Here is an 18330-nt window from a genome sequence, read left to right on the forward strand (position 1 = left end):
CCGGCTGTACGACGTACTGACGGAGGCGGCGGTCCTTGCGGCCCGCCGCCTCCCGTCGTACGGCTGCGGCTGCGGTCAGTCCGGGAAGCCGAGCGCGCCCCGCAGGTCGGCCGGCTCGCGGTAGTGCACGCCGGTCATCCCGAGCGCCACGGCGGCCTCGACGTTCTCCCGGCGGTCGTCGACGAACAGGCACCGCTCCGGAGCGGCGCCCGCCCTGCGGGCCGCGATCTCGTAGATCCCGCGGTCCGGTTTGGCGACGCCCACCCGGGCGCTGCTGACGACGTGGTCCGCGAGGTCCGACAGCCCCATCGCGGCCAGGTCGTCCTCCAGCCGGTGGGTCGCGTTCGTCACCAGGACCAGTACGAGCCCCGCCGCCCGCACCGCGCGCAGTACGGAGACCACCGCCTCGTCGGCGGCGAACGGCGCGTCCGCGAAGGCCGTGGCCAGCTCCCGCGCCGTGTCGCCGGGTACGCCGCTGCCGTCCGCGAGCGCGGCGACGACGGACTCCACCCATTGCGCGACGGTGATGCGGCCGAGCAGCAGCGGGCCGTCCAGCTCGGGGCTGAAGGCCACGGCCGCCGTGGTGCCCAGCGGTAGCGCTGCGGCCCGTTCCAGCTCCGCCAGGCCGCTCGTGTCGTAGAAGCGGATCACGTTGTCGAAGTCGCAGAGCACCGCGTCGAAGGGCCTGGGCGCGGCGGATTCCCGGGTAGTCGTCACCCGGTCTGACTATCACGGCGGGCGGCGCGCACGCGGTCCCCTCCCGGGAGGGCGGCGATTTCTGCTGGCGGCAGGGCCGGACCCTCGGACATGATCCCCGCATGAAGATCACCAGCCGGCGCGCCGTCCTGACCTCCGTGGCTGCCGCGGCAGCCACCCTGCCCCTGCTCAACGACCTCGCCGGGAACGGCGGCACCGCCGCCGCGGCGGAGACGAGCGAACCCGTAGTGACGAATGCGGTGCTGTACTCCGACCCCCAGTTCCAGGAGGGCGTTGACTGGATGCGCCGCTTCCGCTGCGGGCCCGCCGGGACCGAACTCCTCGACAACGCGAGCGGCACGAGCCAGCCCGTGCGCAGCACGGCGATCATCGCCCCGCACGGCGGCGCCATCGAGCAGGGGACCAGCGAGCTGTGTCTCGCCATCGCGGGTTACAAGCCGGCGGCAGCCAGTACCACGCAGCTCCCGGCGGCGGAGGAGGGGCAGCTGCAGCGTGACTACTGGATGTTCGAGGCGCTGAAGAACATCTCGAAGCTCCACGTCACCTCGGCTCTCTGTGACGACCCGGCTGCCCTGGCCGTCTGCGGCAACAACCTGTACGCCGTCTCCCTGCACGGCTTCGCACCGGACGTCCCCGCGATCAGCCCCACCCCGCCGGACTTCCTGCACCGGCAGATCCTCATAGGCGGCCGGGACCAGCGGCTCATGCGGACCCTGGCGAGGGCCTTCGCGGACCAGGGATTCACCCGCGACAACAGCGATCCCGCGAAGCGGGTGGAGGTGATCCTCGCGGGGGCCAACAGCCCGCTGAACGGTGACGACCCTGCGAACATCGTCAACCGGACGCGCACCGGAGCCGGCGCTCAGCTGGAGATCTCCACCGAACTGCGCAAGGCGATGTTCGGGAACTGGGACACCGCGGCCGACCGTCGGACCACCTACGGCGCCGCGGGCGCCCCGGCCTTCTTCTGGAACGGTTTCGTCAACGCCGTCCGCCACGCCATAGACCGGCACGAGAAGGGGTACGCCGACGCCCCCGCCTCCCAGGCGTAGGCAGCGCCGACTCCGCGGGGCCGACCGTCCCGCGGAGACCCCCTACAGCGGGGCCTGCTGGAGGGGGACCGGGCGGGTCGCGGCGGGTGCGGCCGGCGGCGGGTCCAGTCGGACCGGCGGGGGAGGGGCGGCCGGGAGGTTCATCCCGAGGACCCCGCAGGGTGCCTGCGGGGTCGCGTACGGGAGGTGCAGGCGGCCCTCCGGCGTCCACAGGCCCGTGCCCCCGAGCCAGCCCGCCGGGGCGCCGAGGCGGAAGACGTGCCGGTCGGCGGGGCGCCACAGGGCCAGGCCGGCCTCGCCCACCCGCAGCGCGACCCCGCAGGTCTCCGGCATCAGGGCCTGTCCCGGCTGCACCGCGAACGGGGTCGCCTCCTCCTCCAGCCGCAGGCACTCCGGGAAGCGCACCGGGCGGGTGCTGCCCAGCACCCCCCACCCGAGGCGCGGTTCGCCGGGGGCGTCGGAGCGGATCAGCAGCAGTCCGCTGTCCGGGTCGGCGAGCAGCAGCCGGTCCTCGCTGGCCTCGGTGATCTGGAGCAGCGGGGACACCTCGCCGCCCCGCCCCAGATCCACCGCGACGGCCTTGACGGCGCCCTCCAGCTCCCGGTCCAGGGCGAGCATCCGGCCCGCCCGGTCCAGCCACACCCCGCCCGAACACCGGCCCGGGACGCGGGCCACCTCGGCGAAGGCGCCGCCCGCCACCTGCCACACGGCCGTCCCGGTGTCGCCCACGGCCAGGGCGAAGGCGCCGAGCCCGTCCGGGCAGGGCGGGAGCAGCCGGACCCGCAGCCCTTCCTCCGCCGCCACCGAGCCGAGCTGGAGCTCCCCGGTCCGGGGCCCGGCCGCGGCCCCCGTCGGGTACAGCAGCGCGAAGGCGTGCCGCTCCGCGACCCGACGGTGGATCAGCACCCGCCCGTCGGCCAGCGCGAGCACCTCGCTGTCGGGTTCCTCGGGCTGCGAGAGCGGCAGCGGCACCGCGTACGCCTCGCCCTCCCCGGCCAGGGTCCAGCGCTCCGCGTACCGCGCGTCGCCCTCCCCGGCGAGCCGGGCGGCGTACGAACCGTCCGCGGCGATCGCGAACGGAGCCGTGGTGGCCGTGGTCGTCACATCGATGGCACAGACAGTCATCCGGGCCGTCACCTCCGAGAGGAAGCTAGTTTTCGCACTTCCTGCCGAACAACACCACCAACTCCGCTTCACACATACGGGTGTCCGGGTGGCGATTCGCCTGTGGTGGAGGAGGCGATTGTGCTGTGCGATATCGGGGCAATCCCAGCCGCGCCGGTGTTTGAGGCGCGGGGTCCGGGGCGGAGCCCCGGGAGCCCGGGCGCAACCCGGGCGCAGCCCGGGGCGCTCTCGGCAGAGCCTCGCCTGGCGGGGACGGCCGCCCCGGACGGTAGCCTTGGCCCGTGCCCCGTCTCTCTGAAGTCATCGCCGCGCTGGACGCTCTCTGGCCCCCCTCGCGGGCCGAGCAGTGGGATGCCGTCGGCACCGTATGCGGCGACCCCGATGCCGAGGTCTCCCGGGTGCTGTTCGCCGTGGACCCCGTACAGGAGATCGTCGACGAGGCGGTCAAGCTGGGCGCCGACCTGGTCGTCACCCACCACCCCCTCTACCTGCGCGGCACCACCACCGTCGAAGCCGGCACCTTCAAGGGCCGCGTCGTGCACACGCTGATCAAGAACGACATCGCGCTGCACGTGGCCCACACCAACGCCGACACCGCCGACCCCGGAGTCTCCGACGCCCTCGCCGGCGCCCTGGACCTGCGGATCACCGGCCCGCTCGTGCCCGACCCGAGCGACCCCGCCGGCCGCCGGGGCCTCGGCCGGATCTGCGAACTGGACCACCCCGAGACCCTGCGCGAGTTCGCCGCCCGCGCCGCCGCCTGGCTGCCGCAGACCGCGCAGGGCATCCGCTTCGCCGGCGACCCGGACATGCTCGTCCGCACCGTCGCCGTCAGCGGCGGCTCCGGCGACAGCCTCTTCGCGCAGGTCCGAGCCGCCGGCGTGGACGCGTACCTCACCGCCGACCTGCGCCACCACCCGGTGTCCGAGGCCCGTGAGCAGAGCCCGCTCGCGCTCGTCGACGCCGCCCACTGGGCCACCGAGTGGCCCTGGTGCGAGCAGGCCGCCGCACAACTCGACGCGATCTCCGAGCGCCACGGCTGGGGCCTGCGCACCCACGTCTCGCGCACGGTCACCGACCCCTGGACGGCGCACGCGCCGTCCGTCACCTCACCTTCTATCTCTGGAGCCCCCAACTGAACGCCGAGCCCGCCGACCAGATCCGACTTCTCGACGTCCAGGCCCTGGACGTCCGGCTGTCTCAGCTCGCCCACAAGCGCAAGTCGCTGCCCGAGCACGCCGAGGTCGACTCGCTGACCAAGGACCTCAGCCAGCAGCGCGACCTGCTCGTCGCCGCGCAGACGCAGGCCAGCGACGCGGCCCGCGAGCAGACCAAGGCGGAGCAGGACGTGGACCAGGTGCGCCAGCGCGCCGCCCGCGACCAGGCGCGACTGGACTCCGGCGTGGGCGTCTCGGCCCGGGACCTGGCGAACCTGCAGAGCGAGGTCGTCTCCCTCGCCAAGCGGCAGGCCGACCTGGAGGACGTCGTCCTGGAGGTCATGGAGCGCCTGGAGGCCGCGCAGGAGCGCGTCACCGAGCTGACGGAGCGGGTCGCCGCGCTGGAGGCCAAGCTGACGGACGCCACCGCGCGCCGTGACGCCGCCACCGGTGAGCTCGACGCCGAGGCCGCCAAGGTCACCAAGGACCGCGAGGTCATCGTCGGCTCCATGCCGGCCGACCTGATGGCCCTGTACGAGAAGATCCGCGTCAAGCAGGGCGGGGTCGGCGCCGCGCGCCTGTACCAGCGCCGCTGCGAGGGCTGCCGGCTGGAGCTCGACATGGCCGAGGTCAACGAGATCAAGGCCGCGGCCCGCGACCAGGTCGTCCGTCACGAGAACTGCGGCCGCATCCTGGTCCGTACGGCGGACTCGGGCATCTGATGCGGAAGCTCGCCAGGTTCGTCGTGGAGGCGGACGGCGGTTCCCGGGGCAACCCGGGTCCCGCCGGCTACGGCGCGGTCGTCCTCGACCCGGCGACGGGGGAGACGCTGGCCGAGCGCGCCGAGTTCATCGGCGTCGCGACGAACAACGTGGCGGAGTACAAGGGGCTGATCGCGGGCCTGAAGGCCGCCCGCGAGCTGGCCCCGGACGCGGCGGTCCGGGTCCGGATGGACTCCAAGCTCGTCGTCGAGCAGATGTCGGGCCGCTGGAAGATCAAGCACCCGGACATGAAGCCCCTCGCGGCGGAGGCGGCGCGGATCCTGCCCGCCTCCCAGGTGACGTACGAGTGGATCCCGCGCGAGGAGAACAAGCACGCGGACCGGCTGGCCAACGAGGCGATGGACGCGGGCAAGCGCGGCAAGCAGTGGGAGCCGTCGGCCTCCACGGCCTCGCTGGACCATGCGGCGGCCCGCTCCCTGTCGACCCCGCCCCCGTCCGGCCCGCCCGGCGACGCGGCCGCGGGCGCGGCGGCGGTCCGCGCGGCCCTGGCCGGCGGCCTCGCCCCTGGCAGCGGTACGCGCACCCGCGCCGCGGCGGCCGCGCCCGAGCGGGGCGCCTCCGCCGAACCGGCGGGCGCCGACGCGGCCCGCACCGGCGGAGTCCGTACGGCCCCGGCCGGCGTGAGCGGGACCGGTACGGCAGGTGCCACCGGGACGGGGTGGGGTCCCGACATGGGGGCGCCCGCGACCTTCGTGCTGCTGCGGCACGGCGAGACCGCACTCACCCCGCAGAAGCGGTTCTCCGGCAGCGGGGGTTCCGACCCCGAGCTGTCCCCGGCGGGACGCAGCCAGGCGGCGGCCGTCGCCGAGGCCCTCGCCGCACGCGGCACCGTCCAGACGGTCATCAGCTCCCCGCTGCGCCGCTGCCGCGAAACCGCGCAGGCGGTCGCCGACCGCCTCGGCCTCGGCGTCACCGTCGAAGACGGCCTGCGCGAGGTGGACTTCGGCGCCTGGGAGGGCCTGACCTTCGCCGAGGTGCAGGAGCGCTTCCCGGACGACCTCCAGGCCTGGCTGGACTCCCCGAAGGCCGCCCCCACGGGCGGCGGCGAGAGCTTCGCGGCGGCCACCCGCCGGATCTCCGCGACCCGCGACCGCCTGCTGGCGGCCCACGCCGGCCGCACGGTCCTGCTGGTCACACACGTGACCCCGGTCAAGATCCTGGTCCGCCTGGCCCTGGGCGCCCCGCCCGAGGCCTTGTTCCGCATGGAACTCTCCGCGGCCTCCCTCTCGGCGGTGGCCTACTACGCCGACGGCAATGCCTCGGTGCGGCTGCTGAACGACACGTCGCACCTGCGGTAGCGGGACAGCGGACAGCGGGAAGGACCCCCACCCCCACGCGGGAGTGGGGGTCCTCCTACTTCTCCCCGTAGGGAGCCAGCAGTCCGAGCTTCCGCGCCTGAGTGATCCACCGGCCCGCCGTCGCCTCCGACTTGGCCCACCGGGCCGCGATGGCCTTGCGCGGCGGGATGCCGTGATCCACGGCCCACCGGTACACCTCGGCGACGGCCCGGGCGTGGGCGTCGTCGCCGCCGTAGCGCCTCTCGGAGGCGTCGGGCGCGGCGGCCTCGCCGAGCTGCTTCACCCGGACCTCCGCGGCGAGCTTCAGCAGGCGGTCGTAGGGCAGGCGCCGGAGCATGGTCGGGGTGACCCGCACCGTTTCCGGCTCGGTCGTGCGGATGAAGAAGCCGTTCGGAAGGGACTCCCCCGGGCCGAATTCGACGATGAAGGGGGGCATCAGGTCGCGGGCTTGAGGTGGCCGAGGGCTTCCGCGGACCGGGCCAGCGCGCGGGCCATGTTGTGGGCGTCGGCCTGCGCGGACCGGATCTGGTTGCTCGCGTCCCGCGCGACCTGGCGGGGGAGCCGGCGTTCTCCGTCCGTCGTGGTCCAGTCGTCGTCGTGCCGGTCGATGTGCCGGGCCAGGTGGTCCAGTACGTCTTCGAGGTGCTGGGAGAGCGCGAGCAGGCTCCCGGTCACGGAAGCGATGTCGGCGTGGCTCGCGTACGCGTCGCGCGCGTCGGAGGTCGCTTCGGCGAGGTCGCGTATGAGCGCGGCGGCGGCCGCGGCAGCGGGGTGATCGGTCATGAGTGCGAGATTGCCTCATGAAGCGCCGCCGCGAGGGGCGTTCGCGGCACCCCGAGCGGAGTGGGAACGGCAGACGAGCCGGCCTGTACGCCGGGTTCTGTCACCCGGTGACCTCGCGGTCGCCGGGGAGACGGCCATCCATCTAGGACCGGCGTTGCCGCCGGCCTCGTGCGGTCTACCCGCGAACTCGGGCGGGCAGCCCTCGAACGTTCGCGCAGATCCGTCCGGGGACGGATCCTCTTGACCTTGCTCCGGGTGGGGTTTACCTAGCCGCCTGGGTCACCCCAGGCGCTGGTGGTCTCTTACACCACCGTTTCACCCTTACCGAGGGCCGAAGCCCCCGGCGGTCTGTTTTCTGTGGCACTGTCCCGCGGGTCACCCCGGGTGGGCGTTACCCACCACCCTGCCCTGTGGAGCCCGGACGTTCCTCGGCGGGATCCGAGGATCCCGACGCGGCCGCCCGGCCGACTCGTCTGTCGTGCCGACCATGCTACCGGCTGTCCACGGCGGCTTGACCTTGACGCAGCGGCAGGGTTTCTACTGGGGGGCATGCGGATCGGAGAGATCGCCGCGCTCGTCGGGCTCACCACCCGGGCGATCCGGCACTACCACCATGTCGGGCTGCTCCCGGAACCGGAGCGGCGCCCCAACGGCTACCGGGCCTACAGCGTCCGCGACGCCGTCCTGCTGGCCCGCGTACGCCGGCTCACCGAGCTCGGGCTGAGCCTCGACGAGGTGCGGGACGTGCTCGCGGACGACGCCGGGCGCGAACTGGCCGAGGTGCTGGCGGAACTGGACGCCGACCTGGCCCGGCAGGAAGCCGACATCGCCGGGCGACGGCGGCGGCTCGCCGTGCTGCTGGCCGCCGGGCCCGGGGACGCCGAGCCGCTGTCGCCCGCGCTCGCCGCACTGCTGGCGAAGGCGCCGCGGACCGACTCGCGCTCCGCCGCGATGGACCGCGAGCACCTGGAGCTGCTGGACGCCTCGGGCGCCGGCGGCGAGGAGCTGTACGCCGTGCTCGGACCGCTGGCCGCCGATCCCGCCGTGCTCGCGCTGTACGAGCGGCTGGACGAGCTGGCCGAGGCGCCTGCCGACGATCCGCGGATCCCGGGGCTGGCGGCGGAGTTCGTGGCGGCCGTGCCCGAGGAGGCGTTCGCCGCGGTCCCCGCCGACGGGGTGGTCGTGGCCGGGTTCAAGGACGCGCTGCTCGCCGAGTACGCCCCGGCGCAGGCGGAGGTCGTCCTGCGGGTGATGGAGGCGTTCATGGAGAAGGGGACGGGGAGGGGATGAGCGGGATGAGTGCGATGAGCGGGATACGGGCGGCGCGGGTCGCCGTCGCCGCCGTCGTGCCGGCCGAGGTGGCGCTCGTGGTGTGCCTGGTCGCCGGGGTCCGGCTGCCGGGGTGGGCGCTCGCCCTCGCCGAGGGGCTGGTGCTCGGGGCGGTGCTGCTGGAGGCCCGGGTGCTGGGCCGGCTGTACGCGGCCGAGCGCGGCCGCGGTGCGCGGCGCGGGGAGGCCTGGCGGGCCGCGGTGCGGGCCGTGGTGCCCGTACAGGTGCGGCGGCTGCTGGCGCACGAGCTGCGGGCCACGGCCTCGCTCGGCTGGTGGGCCCTGCGGCGCAAGCAGGGGGTGCGGGCCGGGGACCTCGCCGCCCCCTACACGGGCCCGCAGACCGCCATGATGTACGGAATGCTCTTCGTGTCGGTGGTCGAGACCGTCGCGCTCGCCTTCCTCATCCCCTGGCCCGCGGTGCACCGCGTGGTGCTCGTCCTCGACGTCTACGGGATCCTGATCGTGCTCGCCCTGCACGCCGCCTGCGTCACCCGGCCGCACGTGGTCCGCGCCGACGGGTCCCTGCGGATCCGCTACGGGGCCCTGTTCGACCTCGTCGTGCCGCCGGACGCGGTGGCCTCGGTCCGGGTGGACCGCCGCTACCCCGAGGGCCGGCTGGTCACCCTCTCCGAGGACGGGGTGCTCGACCTGATCGTCGGCAGCCAGACCACGGTGACCCTGGAGCTGGCCCGGCCGCTCCCCTTCACCCGCCCGCTGGGGGCCCGGGGGGAGGCGCGGGTCGTCCGCTTCCACGCCGACGACCCGCGAGCCCTCGTAGGAGCGCTCGCAGGAGCGCTCAGGCCGTAGCGAAGAGGATCTTCGCCGTCCCCGGGTCCGCCTGCGTGAGGCGGACCCGGACGCGTTCGCCCAGCGGGAGTTCCTCCCGCGCGGACTCGACGCGGCCCACCACCGCCGGCTCGGCCAGGTGGACCGTGCCGACCAGCGGCTCCCGGTCCTTGACGTCGATCACCGTGGCCTCGAAGGTCTCCCCGACGCGGTCCTTCAGTACGGCGGCCTCGACGAGGTCCACCGACTCCCGCTCCGCCGTGTTCGCGAGCCGGGTGCCGTCCGCCATCCGCTCGGGGAGCTCCGCGAGCGCGTCCACCGCCCAGCGCGGGGGCTCGGCCCCGGCCACCGCGGCCAGGCACAGCTCGCCGGCGTACCGGTCGGCGAGCCGGCGCAGCGGCGCGGTGCAGTGCGCGTACGGGGCCGCCACCGCGGAGTGGATCGCCGGGTCGGGGGTCTCGCCTCCGGTGAAGACCGTGTAGCCCGCGCCGCGCAGCAGGGCGGTGCACTCCTGGAGGAACGCGGCGTGGGCGGGGCGGTGCGGATCGAGGGAGCGGACGAGTTCCGCGTACGGGACGTGGTGCGGCCAGTCGATCCGCAGGGCCTTCGCCGTCCGCCGCAGCTTGCCGACGGCGCCGTCGGGGGCGTTCGGCAGGGTGCGCAGGATGCCGGTGCCGACGGCCAGCATCAGGTCGGCCGCGGCCATGCCGGTCATGAGGGAGATCTGGGCGTTCCAGCCGTCGGCGGGCAGCGGGGCGCGGTAGGCGAGGGCGTACGAGCCGTCCTGCGCGACGATCTCCTGCTCGGGCACGTTCAGCGAGATGCCGCCGCGTTCGCGTTCCAGGGCCTCGCGGAGCCGGCCGATGTCCTTGAGGAGGGCGAGCGGCTCCTCGGCGGTGCCGGAGTCGATGGCCTTCTGGACGCCGTCGTAGTCGAGTTTGGCCCGGCTGCGGACCAGGGCGCGGCGCACGTCGGTGGTCTCGACCCGGCCGTCGGCGTCCAGGTCGAGCCGCCAGAGCAGGGCCGGGCAGGTCTGGTCGGGGAGCAGGCTGGCTGCGGCCTCCGAGAGCACGGCCGGGTGCAGCGGGACCTTCCCGTCGGGGAAGTACAGGGTGGTGACGCGGCGGTGGGCCTCGGCGTCGAGGGCGCCGCCCGGGGTGACGAACGCGGCGACGTCGGCGATGGCGTAGTGGACGCGGTAGCCGCCGGAGGATCGTTTCGCCAGGTGCATGGCCTGGTCGAGGTCGACCGAGGTCGGGGGGTCGATGGTGAAGAAGGGGATGTCGGTGCTGTCCAGCTCCGGCAGGCGCGGGTGCGCCGCCGCGTGCTCGGCCTCGGCGAGGACCGCCGCCGGGAACTCCCCGGGCACCTCCAGCTTCGTCCGCAGTTCACGCAGCGCGGCCCGCAGGGCAGCCCCGTCTGCGCCGGTCATGTGCATCTGACGGCGTGGCATGGGTCGAGCCTAGGCCCTGGCCGGGCGGTTTGCGCGGTTCGGGTGCTTTGTCGGAGGCGGGGCACGGGGGCCGGCGGGCCGTCTACCCTGATTCGGGGGCCGCATCCCCTGCGCCGTGTCGTACTGAAGGAGAACCACCGTGCTCGTGCTGCTGCCGCCCTCCGAAGGAAAGGCCGCCGGCGGCTCCGGCGCACCCCTGAAGCCGGAGACGCTGTCGCTGCCCGGGCTGGCCCCGGCCCGCGCGGCGGTCCTGGAGGAGCTGGTCGAGCTGTGCGGGGCCGACGAGCTGAAGGCGCGCGAGGTGCTGGGCCTGAGCGAGGGCCTGCGCGGCGAGGTGGCGAAGAACCTGGAACTCCGGTCCGCGGCGGCCCGCCCGGCGGGGGAGATCTACACGGGCGTGCTGTACGACGCGCTGGGCCTGGCCGACCTGACCCCCGCCGCGAGGGAGCTCGCCGAGCGCTCGCTGCTGGTCTTCTCGGGACTGTGGGGCGCGGTGCGGATCGGTGACCGCATCCCGTCGTACCGCTGCTCGATGGGCGTGAAGCTGCCGGGGCTGGGCGCGCTGGGCGCGTACTGGCGGGCGCCGATGGCGGAGGTCATGCCGGAGGCGGCCGGGGACGGGCTGGTGCTGGACCTGCGGTCGGCGGCGTACGGGGCGGCGTGGAAGCCGAAGGGCGAGGTCGCGGGGCGGACGGCGACCGTGCGGGTGCTGCACTCGCAGGTGGTGGACGGGGTGGAGAAGCGGTCGGTGGTGAGCCACTTCAACAAGGCGACGAAGGGGCGGCTGGTCCGTGACCTGCTGCTCGGGGGGGCCGTGCCGGCCGCTCCGGCCGAGCTGGTCGAGGCCCTGCGGGACCTCGGCTACGTGGTGGAGGCGGAGGCTCCCGCGAAGCCGGCCAAGGCGTGGTCCCTCGACGTCGTGGTGACCCAGATCCACCACTAAGACTTGTTCCGCAATTCACCAGAGGGTGAGCTGTGGGTCGCAGCCGGGGCGGCGTCCGGGCTTTCCGGCGTGGTCACGCACGGGGCGTGTCTCATCCGGGGTTGCTCGGGGCCGCCTTGCGGCGGTTCGGTGAGCAGAGGTCTCCCGTTGGTGGGGGACTGCCACGCGGCCAGCACCCCGAGGGGTGTTCTGGCGCGGTGTGGTTGACTCACGCAGGGCTTCTTCCAGCCCTTCTCCGTACACGATCTGTGCGTGCCGGGACATTGCGCTGTCCAGGCACGCGGTGGTGGGGTCGTCCGCGTCGGTGAGGCGGACGAACGCGGCCAGCGCGGCGGACACGAGGTCACGCTTCCCGACGAGGCCGCAGGCGGTGCACTTGTGCTCACGGTCCCGCAGCGTCTTGGTCACGCGCTCACCGCACAGGCAGTGCTGCGACAGGGCCGTTGACCAGGTGGCCGCCCGTACCAGCCGCCCGCCCGCCGCCCGGCATTCCACCTCGAGGGCTGAGATCAACATGCCGGGCGTGGTCTGGGACAGGCGTTTGCCCCACAGCCGGTACCAGGTGCGGATGTCGCAATCCTCCACCACGAGCACGGGGCCGTGGACGGCGATGATCTGCCGGGCGATTTGGCGGGCGCGGAACCTGCGGTGCTCGGCCGCTGAGGCGGCGTGCTCGGCGTGGCGGGCGCGCTGCTGGCGGTAGTTGGCGGACAGCCGGTCACGAGGGTACGCCTGCTTCGGTACCCCGTTCGTACGAGCCGCGCGGGCACCGCCCGGCACCGTGACGGTCTTGACGGGCAGGCCCTTGGAGGCGCGTCGCTCGGCGCGGCGGGTCTGCTTCTTCGACAGTTCGTAGTGGGCGGTGTTCGTGGAGCGGCGGGAGCGTTCTAGTGCCCGCGCCCGGCCTCGCTGCTTCTTCGCCTGTTTGGCCAGCAGGGTGCGCTCGGCGTCGGTGAGCGTGATCTCCGTGGACGCCGGGCCGCCGTGGTCGGTGTCCAGCGCGGCGGGGAAGGAGACGACGGAGAGGTTGGAGACGTTGCCGTCCACCCCGCCGATCCGGTCTAGGGCGGCGGCCTGTTCCCGCATCTGCTGTATGGCGGGGGCGGTGTAGCCGGGGCCAAGGATCATCAGGTGCGCTTCGTACGCCCAGCCGCCCGGAGCGGACGCCTTGCGGCGGCGGACCAGGTCCACCTTGTGCCAGCGGCCGGGGTTGGCGAGGAAGTGTTCCACTCGCGCCCACTGCCCCGGCCCCTGCGGGATGCGGACGGGGAGAACGAGGTCACCGGACGTACTGTCGGGGCCGCCCGCGAAGACGACAGCGAGCGGGCCCGTGTGGTCCCACCACGTGGCCTTCCGCATCAGCGGCTTGCCCGAGGCGGTCGTCTTCCCCGTAGGCAGAGGGCCGGCCGGAATGTGAGGCTTCGGCATCCGGCGCGGCTGCTGTACCTCGTGGCGGCCGCCGCCGGTGTAGGCCATGGCGTGGCCGCGCAGGGAGCCGACCAGGCGAAAGGTCTCCCACTTCTTCTCGGTCGTGTGTGAGCGGGCGCGGCCCGGAATGCGGGTGAAGTCGTGCCATCGGCCGGTCTTCGGCCGTCCGGAGCACTTCCCGGTGGCGTCGGGGAACAGGTGCCGCTGCACGCCGTTCCACACCTCGTCGGCCATGTGCATGGCCAGGGCCTTGGACACGTGGTGCTTGAGGTGCCCTGAGTCCTCCAGGTGCTTGTACGCGCAGCGTTCCAGGGCTTCGCGGGACAGGCCCAGGCGCTGCCGTACGGCCTTCGCTCCCTGCTCGTTGCGCTCGTGGTACGCGGCCCAGTAGGCATCCACCTTGGCGCGGGCATCCCGCTGTATGGCCCGCTTGATGTTCCACATCGCGCCGTACAGCTTGTCGAGCCGGGCCAGGTCGCCGGGGTCGGTGACGGCCAGGGGCAGCACCATCACCGACACCATCCCGTCGTCGGGCTTCCTCCACTTCGGGGCCTTGTTCTTTCCCCGGAACTTCGATGCCGTCTGGGCAGCCTGCATAACCGTCACCCCCCGTCACAGATTGGTCAACATGCGACACGCTACGTGATTCGGTCACCCATGGCAGCCGAAGTCGAAATGCGGTCCGGCCATCAAAGTCCCCGAATGCGAAGACGTGAAGCAAGCAGCGGGGCGACTCAAGGTGACCGTCCAGCACGTCTACAACCTCAACAGCAGCCGCGCCGACTTCCCCGCCCCCGTGTACGTCAGGTGCACCCCGCTGTGGCCGGTCGAGCGCCTCGACGCCTGGCGGACAGCGCACCCAAAACCCGGAGATTAAGCGCCATATTCGGATACAGGAAGTAACCCGAATTGCGGAACATCTCTTAGCCCCCGGCGGGTGCGGCCAGGCCCCGGGGCTCGGCCCCGGACCCCGCTCCGCAAACGCCGGAGGGGCTGGATTTCCGCCCGGCGGGCTGGATTCGCGAAGTGCAGTTCAGGCTGATCTGCACCTGGCAGCCAGCATCAGCCAACTCCAGCCTCGCCGGCGTTTGAGGCGCGGGGTCCGGGGCGGAGCCCCAGGGCAGCTTGCCCCGTCGGCGGTTGAGGCGCGTGGGCGGCGTTTGGTCAGGGGGCGGGGTTCGCGCGGGCCGAGAGGTTCACCTGGGCCAGCCTCCGCAGCGCAGCGAGCATCGTGTCGCCGAGGACGGTGCCCACCGCCACCGACTCGACCAGGTCCTCACGGGCGACCATGCGCGACACGTACGCCATGTCCGCCCCGGCCACCCGCTCGGCCGCCTCGGCGTACGCGTCGAGCACCTCCTCGAAGCGGCCGTGGCCCGCCCGGGACAGGGCCGCCAGGGCCGCGGCGAGGGATTCGCCCGCCGGGCCGCCCGGATCGACCTGCCAGCCGCGGGCCGCGACGAGCTGGGCCACCTTCTCCCGCGCCAAAACCGTCTCCGCGTCGGGCTCCCCGCCGCCGTGCTCCGGGACCAGCCGGTCCGCGATCGCGCCGAGCACCTTGTGGACGGGCTTCTCCTTGTCGTCCACGGCCGTGAGGACCTCGCGGATGGCCGCCAGTGAGAGCCCGCCCACCTCCAGGAGTCCCCGGATCAGCCGCAGCCTGCGCTCGTGGGAGTCCTCGTAACGCGCCTGGTTGGGGCTGCTGAGTTCGCCGGCAGGGAGCAGCCCCTCCCGTACGTAGTACTTGATCGTCGGCACCGGGACCCCGGTCCGTGCGCTCAGCTCTCCGATGCGCATCCTCGCGTCCGTCCTTCGATCTCGGGCTTGTCTTCCGCCGCGCTCATCATAGATAGTGGCGCTACCAGATAGCGGCGAGTGCCACTATCTATTCCTTGGGTTCTGGGGGTCTGACCGTGTTCTCTTCCTTACGTACGTGGCACCGCCCGCTGGTGGTCTTCGCCGGCGTGATGGTCTTCTGGGCAGCCGGCTCCGCAGTCGGGATCCTCCTCGACGACCGGGTGCTTGTCGGCGCCCCGATCTGGGCCAAGCCGTTCAAGTTCTCGGTGTCGTTCGTCGGATACGCACTGAGCCTGGCCTGGATGATCTCCCTGCTCGGCCGCGCCCGGCCCCGGCTGGGCCGGCCGGCCTGGTGGGCGGGCACGGTGGTGGCCGTCACGAGCGCCATGGAGATGGCGCTGATAACCCTTCAGGTGTTCCGCGGCCGGCAGATGCACTTCAACCGCGCCACGCCGCTCGACGCGCAGCTGTACGACGCCATGGCCGCGATCGTGGTGGTGCTGTGGACGGCCACCCTCGTGATCGCCGTCCTGCTCTTCCGGGCCCCGCTCGCCGACCGCGCCACCACCTGGGCGATCCGGATCTCCGCGGTCCTCACGCTGACCGGTGCCGGACTCGGCTTCCTGATGACGCAAGCCACGCCCGAGCAGCGGGCGGCGGCCGATGACGGCGAGGCCCCGCTGGTCGGCGCGCACAGCGTGGGCGTTCCCGACGGAGGCCCGGGCATGCCGCTCACCGGCTGGTCCACCACCGGCGGCGACCTGCGCATCCCGCACTTCGTCGGCATGCACGCGCTGCAGCTGCTGCCGCTGTTCGTGCTCGTCCTGGCCGCCCTCACCGCGCGCTACGCCCGGTTGCGCGAGGAGCGGGTGCGGCTGAGGGTGACCCTGGTGGCCGGTGGTGCGTACGCGGCGGTGCTGGCGCTGCTGACCTGGCAGGCGCTGCGCGGCCAGGCGTTGACCTCCCCGGACGCGGCGACGCTGGGCGCGGCCGCGCTGATCCTGCTGGCCGGAGGCCTCGGGGTGCTGCTCGCGCTCCGGCCGGGACGCAAGCCCGTACTCGTGAAGGCGGCCTAGTGCTGTGACCGGCAAGGTTCACCGGGTCACAGCGCTAGGCGCCGCAGGGGCCCGGCCGCCCGGAGGCCTAGCGGCCCAGGGGCCAGGCCACCGCCGACGGGGTCTGGTCCGCGGCGCCCGCGTACTGCGCGCAGGCGTCCGTCAGGGTCTCCAGCAGGGTGAGCGGGTCCGGGAGGGGGTGTTCCATGCCGCGGATCCAGGTCACCGCGTGGTCACCGGGGAGGGCCGCCGGGGGGACCAGGACGTAGCTGCCGCGGCAGTGCCAGCGCAGGCCCGGGTGCTCGTCCATCGTCTCGGGGTGGCAGTCCAGTTCGCACGGCCACCACTCGTCCTCGTCCTCGGGGGTGCCGCGGGTGGCGGTGAAGAAGAGCATGCGGGCCTGGTCGCCGGTGCCGCCCGACTCGGCCACGGGGCCGACCTCGATGCCGGCCTCCAGCAGGCGGGTGAGGGCGTCGGTGCCGGCTTCCAGCGGGACGTCCAGTACGTCGTGGACCATGCCGGTCGCGGTGACGAAGTTGGCCTGGGGCTGGTTGCGGGCCCAGCGTTCGACCTGGGCGCGGTCGGTGGTCGACTGGGTCTGCCAGGCGAAGGAGAGCGGGTGCCGGGCCGGCGTGGGGCAGCCGATGCGGTCGCACGAACATCGGTAGCCGGTCGGATGGGCGGCGGGGGCGAGCGGCAGACCGGCGGCGGCGACCGACAGGAGGAGCGCCTCGCGCTCGCGTCCGGGGTCCTCGGCCGCGGGTTTCCGGCGCCGCAGCAGCCACTGGGAGATCCTGCTCTGCGCGCCGCGCGTGACGCGGCCGGACTCAGACCCCATCTATCCCCTCACCGAACATTGCCCCGGCAGAACCTGGCACCCTGGCAGACCCTGACATCGTCCCACCATCCTGCGCCCCCGGTGACCGCTCTTGACGACCGGGGGGTTGGGGATGAGGGCCCGGAAACACCTACATAACCACACAAACTGGACGTATGTTCGCTGGATGTTCGTGTTTCAACGGGCGGTGACGTTGGCCACCCCGCCGAGCACCCGGTCCACCAGAGCGTCCGTGTAAGCGTGCGTCAGCGGCGCCGTCCGCAGCAGCCAGCGGTAGGTGAGCGGCCCCAGCAGCATCTCCACCACCAGCCGCAGATCCGTGTCCGGCGCGAGCTGCCCGGCGTCCCGGGCCGCGCGCAACCGGGCCTCGTAGAGGGCGAGCTGCGGTTCCAGCAGCCGCTCGTTGAACTGTGCGCCGAGCTCGGGATCGGTGGCCCCGGCGGCCGTGAGGGCGCGCGCGGGGGCCTCGTACTTCTCCTCGGTGAACTCGTCCACCGTCGCGCGCAGGACGTGCTTCAGGTCGGCTGCGAGGTCCCCGGTGTCGGGGAAGCCGGTCCACTCGGCGTCCGACTCTGCGTCCCCGGCGAGCGCCAGCGAGGCGTCGAGGAGGACGGCGGCCTTCGACGGCCACCAGCGGTAGATGGTCTGCTTGCCGACCCCGGCGCGGGCGGCGATGGCCTCGATGGTCAGCTTGTTGTAGCCGACCTCTCCGACGAGCGCGAGCGCGGCGTCGAGGATGGCGCGCCGGGAGCGGTCGCTGCGGCGGGTGGCGTCAGGGGCTTTGGGCATGGCTCGAAACTACCAAGCGAGACGTCTCGTCTCCTCCTTGCCCGGTAAACCACCCAATCAGTTCACTGCGGTGTCCTTCTTGTGGAGAGACGATTCTCTCCACGCTCGGCGCATGCCGAAGTCGTAAGTCGTGAGGAGCCTTCTTTGCGCAGAGACGCCACACCCCGGCGCTACCTGATGTGCCCACCGGCACACTTCAAGGTCACGTACTCCATCAACCCGTGGATGGACCCCACGAAACCGGTGGACCTGCCCCTCGCACTGGCCCAGTGGGAGGACCTGAGGGACCGCTACCGCGGTCTCGGGCACACCGTCGAGACCCTCGTACCCGACCCCGGACTGCCGGACATGGTCTTCGCGGCCAACGGGGCCCTCGTGGTCGGCGGCCGGGTGCTCGGCGCCCGGTTCGCCTACCCGGAGCGGAGCGCCGAGGCCGAGATCCACCTCGCCTGGTTCCGTGAGCACGGCTACGCGGACATCCACGAGCCGTCCCACGTCAACGAGGGCGAGGGGGACTTCGCCGTCACCGCCAGTTACATCCTGGCCGGCCGGGGCTTCCGCTCCAGCCCGCTCTCCCACGACGAGGCGCAGGAGTTCTTCGGGCGGCCCGTCATCGGTCTCGATCTGGTGGACCCGCGCTTCTACCACCTGGACACGGCGCTGAGCGTCCTCGACGGGGACGAGATCATGTACTACCCGGCCGCCTTCTCACCGGGCAGCCAGGGCGTTCTGCGCCGGCTCTTCCCCGACGCCCTGATCGCGGACGCGGCGGACGCGGCGGCGCTCGGCCTGAACGCGGTCTCGGACGGCCGGCACGTGCTGCTCCCGCAGGAGGCCACGGGGCTGTTCGCGCCGCTGCGGGACCGGGGGTTCGAGCCGGTCCCGATGGATCTGGGGGAACTGCTCAAGGGCGGCGGCAGCGTGAAGTGCTGCACGCAGGAGCTGCGGCCGTAGCCCTCCCGGGTGGGGGCGGGTGGCGGCCGGGTGGGCCTGGTG

The 18330-nt window shown here is 73.2% G+C and carries 19 protein-coding genes and 1 other RNA gene; 10 read left to right on the forward strand and 10 right to left on the reverse strand.

Annotation, left to right across the window (positions count from 1 at the left end):
• Positions 1 to 75: 75 nt before the first annotated feature.
• Positions 76 to 717 (reverse strand): HAD-IA family hydrolase, encoded by a 642-nt coding sequence (locus AB0O21_RS08440; protein WP_365167848.1) that lies wholly within the window; start codon positions 715 to 717, stop codon positions 76 to 78.
• Between the two features lie 101 nt (positions 718 to 818).
• On the opposite strand from AB0O21_RS08440, the gene AB0O21_RS08445 reads away from it, so the two are divergent.
• On the forward strand, positions 819 to 1769 hold the full coding sequence (locus AB0O21_RS08445; RefSeq protein WP_365167851.1) for a poly-gamma-glutamate hydrolase family protein: 951 nt from the start codon (positions 819 to 821) through the stop codon (positions 1767 to 1769).
• 42 nt (positions 1770 to 1811) lie between these two features.
• Here the strand turns inward: AB0O21_RS08445 and AB0O21_RS08450 are convergent, their stop codons facing one another.
• Complete coding sequence (locus AB0O21_RS08450) at positions 1812 to 2894, reverse strand: hypothetical protein (RefSeq protein WP_365167854.1); 1083 nt, start codon at positions 2892 to 2894, stop codon at positions 1812 to 1814.
• A 281-nt stretch (positions 2895 to 3175) separates the two neighbouring features.
• Here AB0O21_RS08450 and AB0O21_RS08455 point away from each other — a divergent pair, with 281 nt between their 5' ends.
• From AB0O21_RS08455 to AB0O21_RS08465, 3 genes are read left to right on the forward strand one after another with little or no spacing between them, the layout of a single operon-like run.
• Positions 3176 to 4033, forward strand: coding sequence for a Nif3-like dinuclear metal center hexameric protein (locus AB0O21_RS08455; protein ID WP_365167857.1), 858 nt, complete (start codon positions 3176 to 3178; stop codon positions 4031 to 4033).
• Complete coding sequence (locus AB0O21_RS08460) at positions 4030 to 4773, forward strand: C4-type zinc ribbon domain-containing protein (protein ID WP_365168297.1); 744 nt, start codon at positions 4030 to 4032, stop codon at positions 4771 to 4773. Before AB0O21_RS08455 ends, AB0O21_RS08460 begins: the two co-directional genes overlap by 4 nt.
• Positions 4773 to 6131: a bifunctional RNase H/acid phosphatase gene (locus AB0O21_RS08465; protein ID WP_365167859.1), complete on the forward strand. Its 1359-nt coding sequence runs from the start codon at positions 4773 to 4775 to the stop codon at positions 6129 to 6131. The genes AB0O21_RS08460 and AB0O21_RS08465 overlap by 1 nt, the downstream gene beginning before the upstream one ends.
• A 55-nt stretch (positions 6132 to 6186) precedes the next feature.
• On the opposite strand, the gene AB0O21_RS08470 is transcribed toward AB0O21_RS08465, so the two are convergent.
• The 3 genes from AB0O21_RS08470 to rnpB all read right to left on the reverse strand — a co-directional run bounded on the left by AB0O21_RS08470 (position 6187) and on the right by rnpB (position 7386).
• Positions 6187 to 6567, reverse strand: coding sequence for a hypothetical protein (locus AB0O21_RS08470; protein ID WP_365167861.1), 381 nt, complete (start codon positions 6565 to 6567; stop codon positions 6187 to 6189).
• The gene (locus AB0O21_RS08475; RefSeq protein ID WP_365167863.1) at positions 6567 to 6914 is read right to left on the reverse strand and encodes a hypothetical protein; all 348 of its coding nucleotides are present in this window, start codon (positions 6912 to 6914) and stop codon (positions 6567 to 6569) included. Before AB0O21_RS08475 ends, AB0O21_RS08470 begins: the two co-directional genes overlap by 1 nt.
• A gap of 70 nt (positions 6915 to 6984) precedes the next feature.
• Positions 6985 to 7386: RNase P RNA component class A (rnpB, locus tag AB0O21_RS08480), an RNA gene on the reverse strand.
• 77 nt (positions 7387 to 7463) lie between these two features.
• Between rnpB and AB0O21_RS08485 the strand changes: the two genes are divergently transcribed.
• Positions 7464 to 8204 (forward strand): MerR family transcriptional regulator, encoded by a 741-nt coding sequence (locus AB0O21_RS08485; protein ID WP_365167865.1) that lies wholly within the window; start codon positions 7464 to 7466, stop codon positions 8202 to 8204.
• Positions 8201 to 9052, forward strand: a complete 852-nt coding sequence (locus AB0O21_RS08490; RefSeq protein ID WP_365167867.1) for a hypothetical protein — start codon at positions 8201 to 8203, stop codon at positions 9050 to 9052. Before AB0O21_RS08485 ends, AB0O21_RS08490 begins: the two co-directional genes overlap by 4 nt.
• On the opposite strand, the gene AB0O21_RS08495 is transcribed toward AB0O21_RS08490, so the two are convergent.
• Entirely contained in the window at positions 9042 to 10484 is a 1443-nt protein-coding gene (locus AB0O21_RS08495; protein ID WP_365167869.1) for an RNB domain-containing ribonuclease, read from the reverse strand. The genes AB0O21_RS08490 and AB0O21_RS08495 overlap by 11 nt on opposite strands.
• 139 nt (positions 10485 to 10623) lie before the next feature.
• Between AB0O21_RS08495 and yaaA the strand changes: the two genes are divergently transcribed.
• The gene (yaaA, locus tag AB0O21_RS08500; protein WP_365167871.1) at positions 10624 to 11427 is read left to right on the forward strand and encodes a peroxide stress protein YaaA; all 804 of its coding nucleotides are present in this window, start codon (positions 10624 to 10626) and stop codon (positions 11425 to 11427) included.
• 15 nt (positions 11428 to 11442) lie between these two features.
• Here the strand turns inward: yaaA and AB0O21_RS08505 are convergent, their stop codons facing one another.
• Positions 11443 to 13452 (reverse strand): transposase, encoded by a 2010-nt coding sequence (locus tag AB0O21_RS08505; protein WP_365167873.1) that lies wholly within the window; start codon positions 13450 to 13452, stop codon positions 11443 to 11445.
• A 115-nt stretch (positions 13453 to 13567) separates the two neighbouring features.
• On the opposite strand from AB0O21_RS08505, the gene AB0O21_RS08510 reads away from it, so the two are divergent.
• Entirely contained in the window at positions 13568 to 13732 is a 165-nt protein-coding gene (locus AB0O21_RS08510) for a hypothetical protein (protein ID WP_365167876.1), read from the forward strand.
• 287 nt (positions 13733 to 14019) lie between these two features.
• Here the strand turns inward: AB0O21_RS08510 and AB0O21_RS08515 are convergent, their stop codons facing one another.
• Positions 14020 to 14652, reverse strand: a complete 633-nt coding sequence (locus AB0O21_RS08515) for a MerR family transcriptional regulator (protein WP_365167878.1) — start codon at positions 14650 to 14652, stop codon at positions 14020 to 14022.
• Positions 14653 to 14822: 170 nt separating this feature from the next.
• Between AB0O21_RS08515 and AB0O21_RS08520 the strand changes: the two genes are divergently transcribed.
• Positions 14823 to 15728, forward strand: coding sequence for a hypothetical protein (locus AB0O21_RS08520; RefSeq protein WP_365168300.1), 906 nt, complete (start codon positions 14823 to 14825; stop codon positions 15726 to 15728).
• A gap of 67 nt (positions 15729 to 15795) precedes the next feature.
• On the opposite strand, the gene AB0O21_RS08525 is transcribed toward AB0O21_RS08520, so the two are convergent.
• Positions 15796 to 16545: a bifunctional DNA primase/polymerase gene (locus AB0O21_RS08525; RefSeq protein ID WP_365167880.1), complete on the reverse strand. Its 750-nt coding sequence runs from the start codon at positions 16543 to 16545 to the stop codon at positions 15796 to 15798.
• 177 nt (positions 16546 to 16722) lie between these two features.
• Positions 16723 to 17334: a TetR/AcrR family transcriptional regulator gene (locus AB0O21_RS08530; protein ID WP_365167882.1), complete on the reverse strand. Its 612-nt coding sequence runs from the start codon at positions 17332 to 17334 to the stop codon at positions 16723 to 16725.
• Positions 17335 to 17415: 81 nt separating this feature from the next.
• On the opposite strand from AB0O21_RS08530, the gene ddaH reads away from it, so the two are divergent.
• Positions 17416 to 18288, forward strand: coding sequence for a dimethylargininase (gene ddaH / locus AB0O21_RS08535; protein WP_365167885.1), 873 nt, complete (start codon positions 17416 to 17418; stop codon positions 18286 to 18288).
• The last annotated feature ends 42 nt before the right edge of the window (positions 18289 to 18330 follow it).

The organism is Streptomyces sp. NPDC091371, assembly GCF_040684275.1.
GTDB lineage: Bacteria > Actinomycetota > Actinomycetes > Streptomycetales > Streptomycetaceae > Streptomyces.

What these genes read in the sequence shown, in the direction of transcription:
- AB0O21_RS08475 (WP_365167863.1), bottom strand. Translation starts at nt 6,914, where the DNA reads ATGACCGATCACCCCGCTGCCGCGGCCGCCGCCGCGCTCATACGCGAC.
- AB0O21_RS08465 (WP_365167859.1), top strand. Translation starts at nt 4,773, where the DNA reads ATGCGGAAGCTCGCCAGGTTCGTCGTGGAGGCGGACGGCGGTTCCCGG.
- AB0O21_RS08520 (WP_365168300.1), top strand. Translation starts at nt 14,823, where the DNA reads ATGGTCTTCTGGGCAGCCGGCTCCGCAGTCGGGATCCTCCTCGACGAC.
- AB0O21_RS08505 (WP_365167873.1), bottom strand. Translation starts at nt 13,452, where the DNA reads ATGCAGGCTGCCCAGACGGCATCGAAGTTCCGGGGAAAGAACAAGGCC.
- AB0O21_RS08485 (WP_365167865.1), top strand. Translation starts at nt 7,464, where the DNA reads ATGCGGATCGGAGAGATCGCCGCGCTCGTCGGGCTCACCACCCGGGCG.
- AB0O21_RS08445 (WP_365167851.1), top strand. Translation starts at nt 819, where the DNA reads ATGAAGATCACCAGCCGGCGCGCCGTCCTGACCTCCGTGGCTGCCGCG.
- AB0O21_RS08450 (WP_365167854.1), bottom strand. Translation starts at nt 2,894, where the DNA reads ATGACTGTCTGTGCCATCGATGTGACGACCACGGCCACCACGGCTCCG.
- AB0O21_RS08525 (WP_365167880.1), bottom strand. Translation starts at nt 16,545, where the DNA reads ATGGGGTCTGAGTCCGGCCGCGTCACGCGCGGCGCGCAGAGCAGGATC.
- AB0O21_RS08470 (WP_365167861.1), bottom strand. Translation starts at nt 6,567, where the DNA reads ATGCCCCCCTTCATCGTCGAATTCGGCCCGGGGGAGTCCCTTCCGAAC.
- AB0O21_RS08490 (WP_365167867.1), top strand. Translation starts at nt 8,201, where the DNA reads ATGAGCGGGATGAGTGCGATGAGCGGGATACGGGCGGCGCGGGTCGCC.
- AB0O21_RS08530 (WP_365167882.1), bottom strand. Translation starts at nt 17,334, where the DNA reads ATGCCCAAAGCCCCTGACGCCACCCGCCGCAGCGACCGCTCCCGGCGC.
- AB0O21_RS08495 (WP_365167869.1), bottom strand. Translation starts at nt 10,484, where the DNA reads ATGCCACGCCGTCAGATGCACATGACCGGCGCAGACGGGGCTGCCCTG.
- AB0O21_RS08515 (WP_365167878.1), bottom strand. Translation starts at nt 14,652, where the DNA reads ATGCGCATCGGAGAGCTGAGCGCACGGACCGGGGTCCCGGTGCCGACG.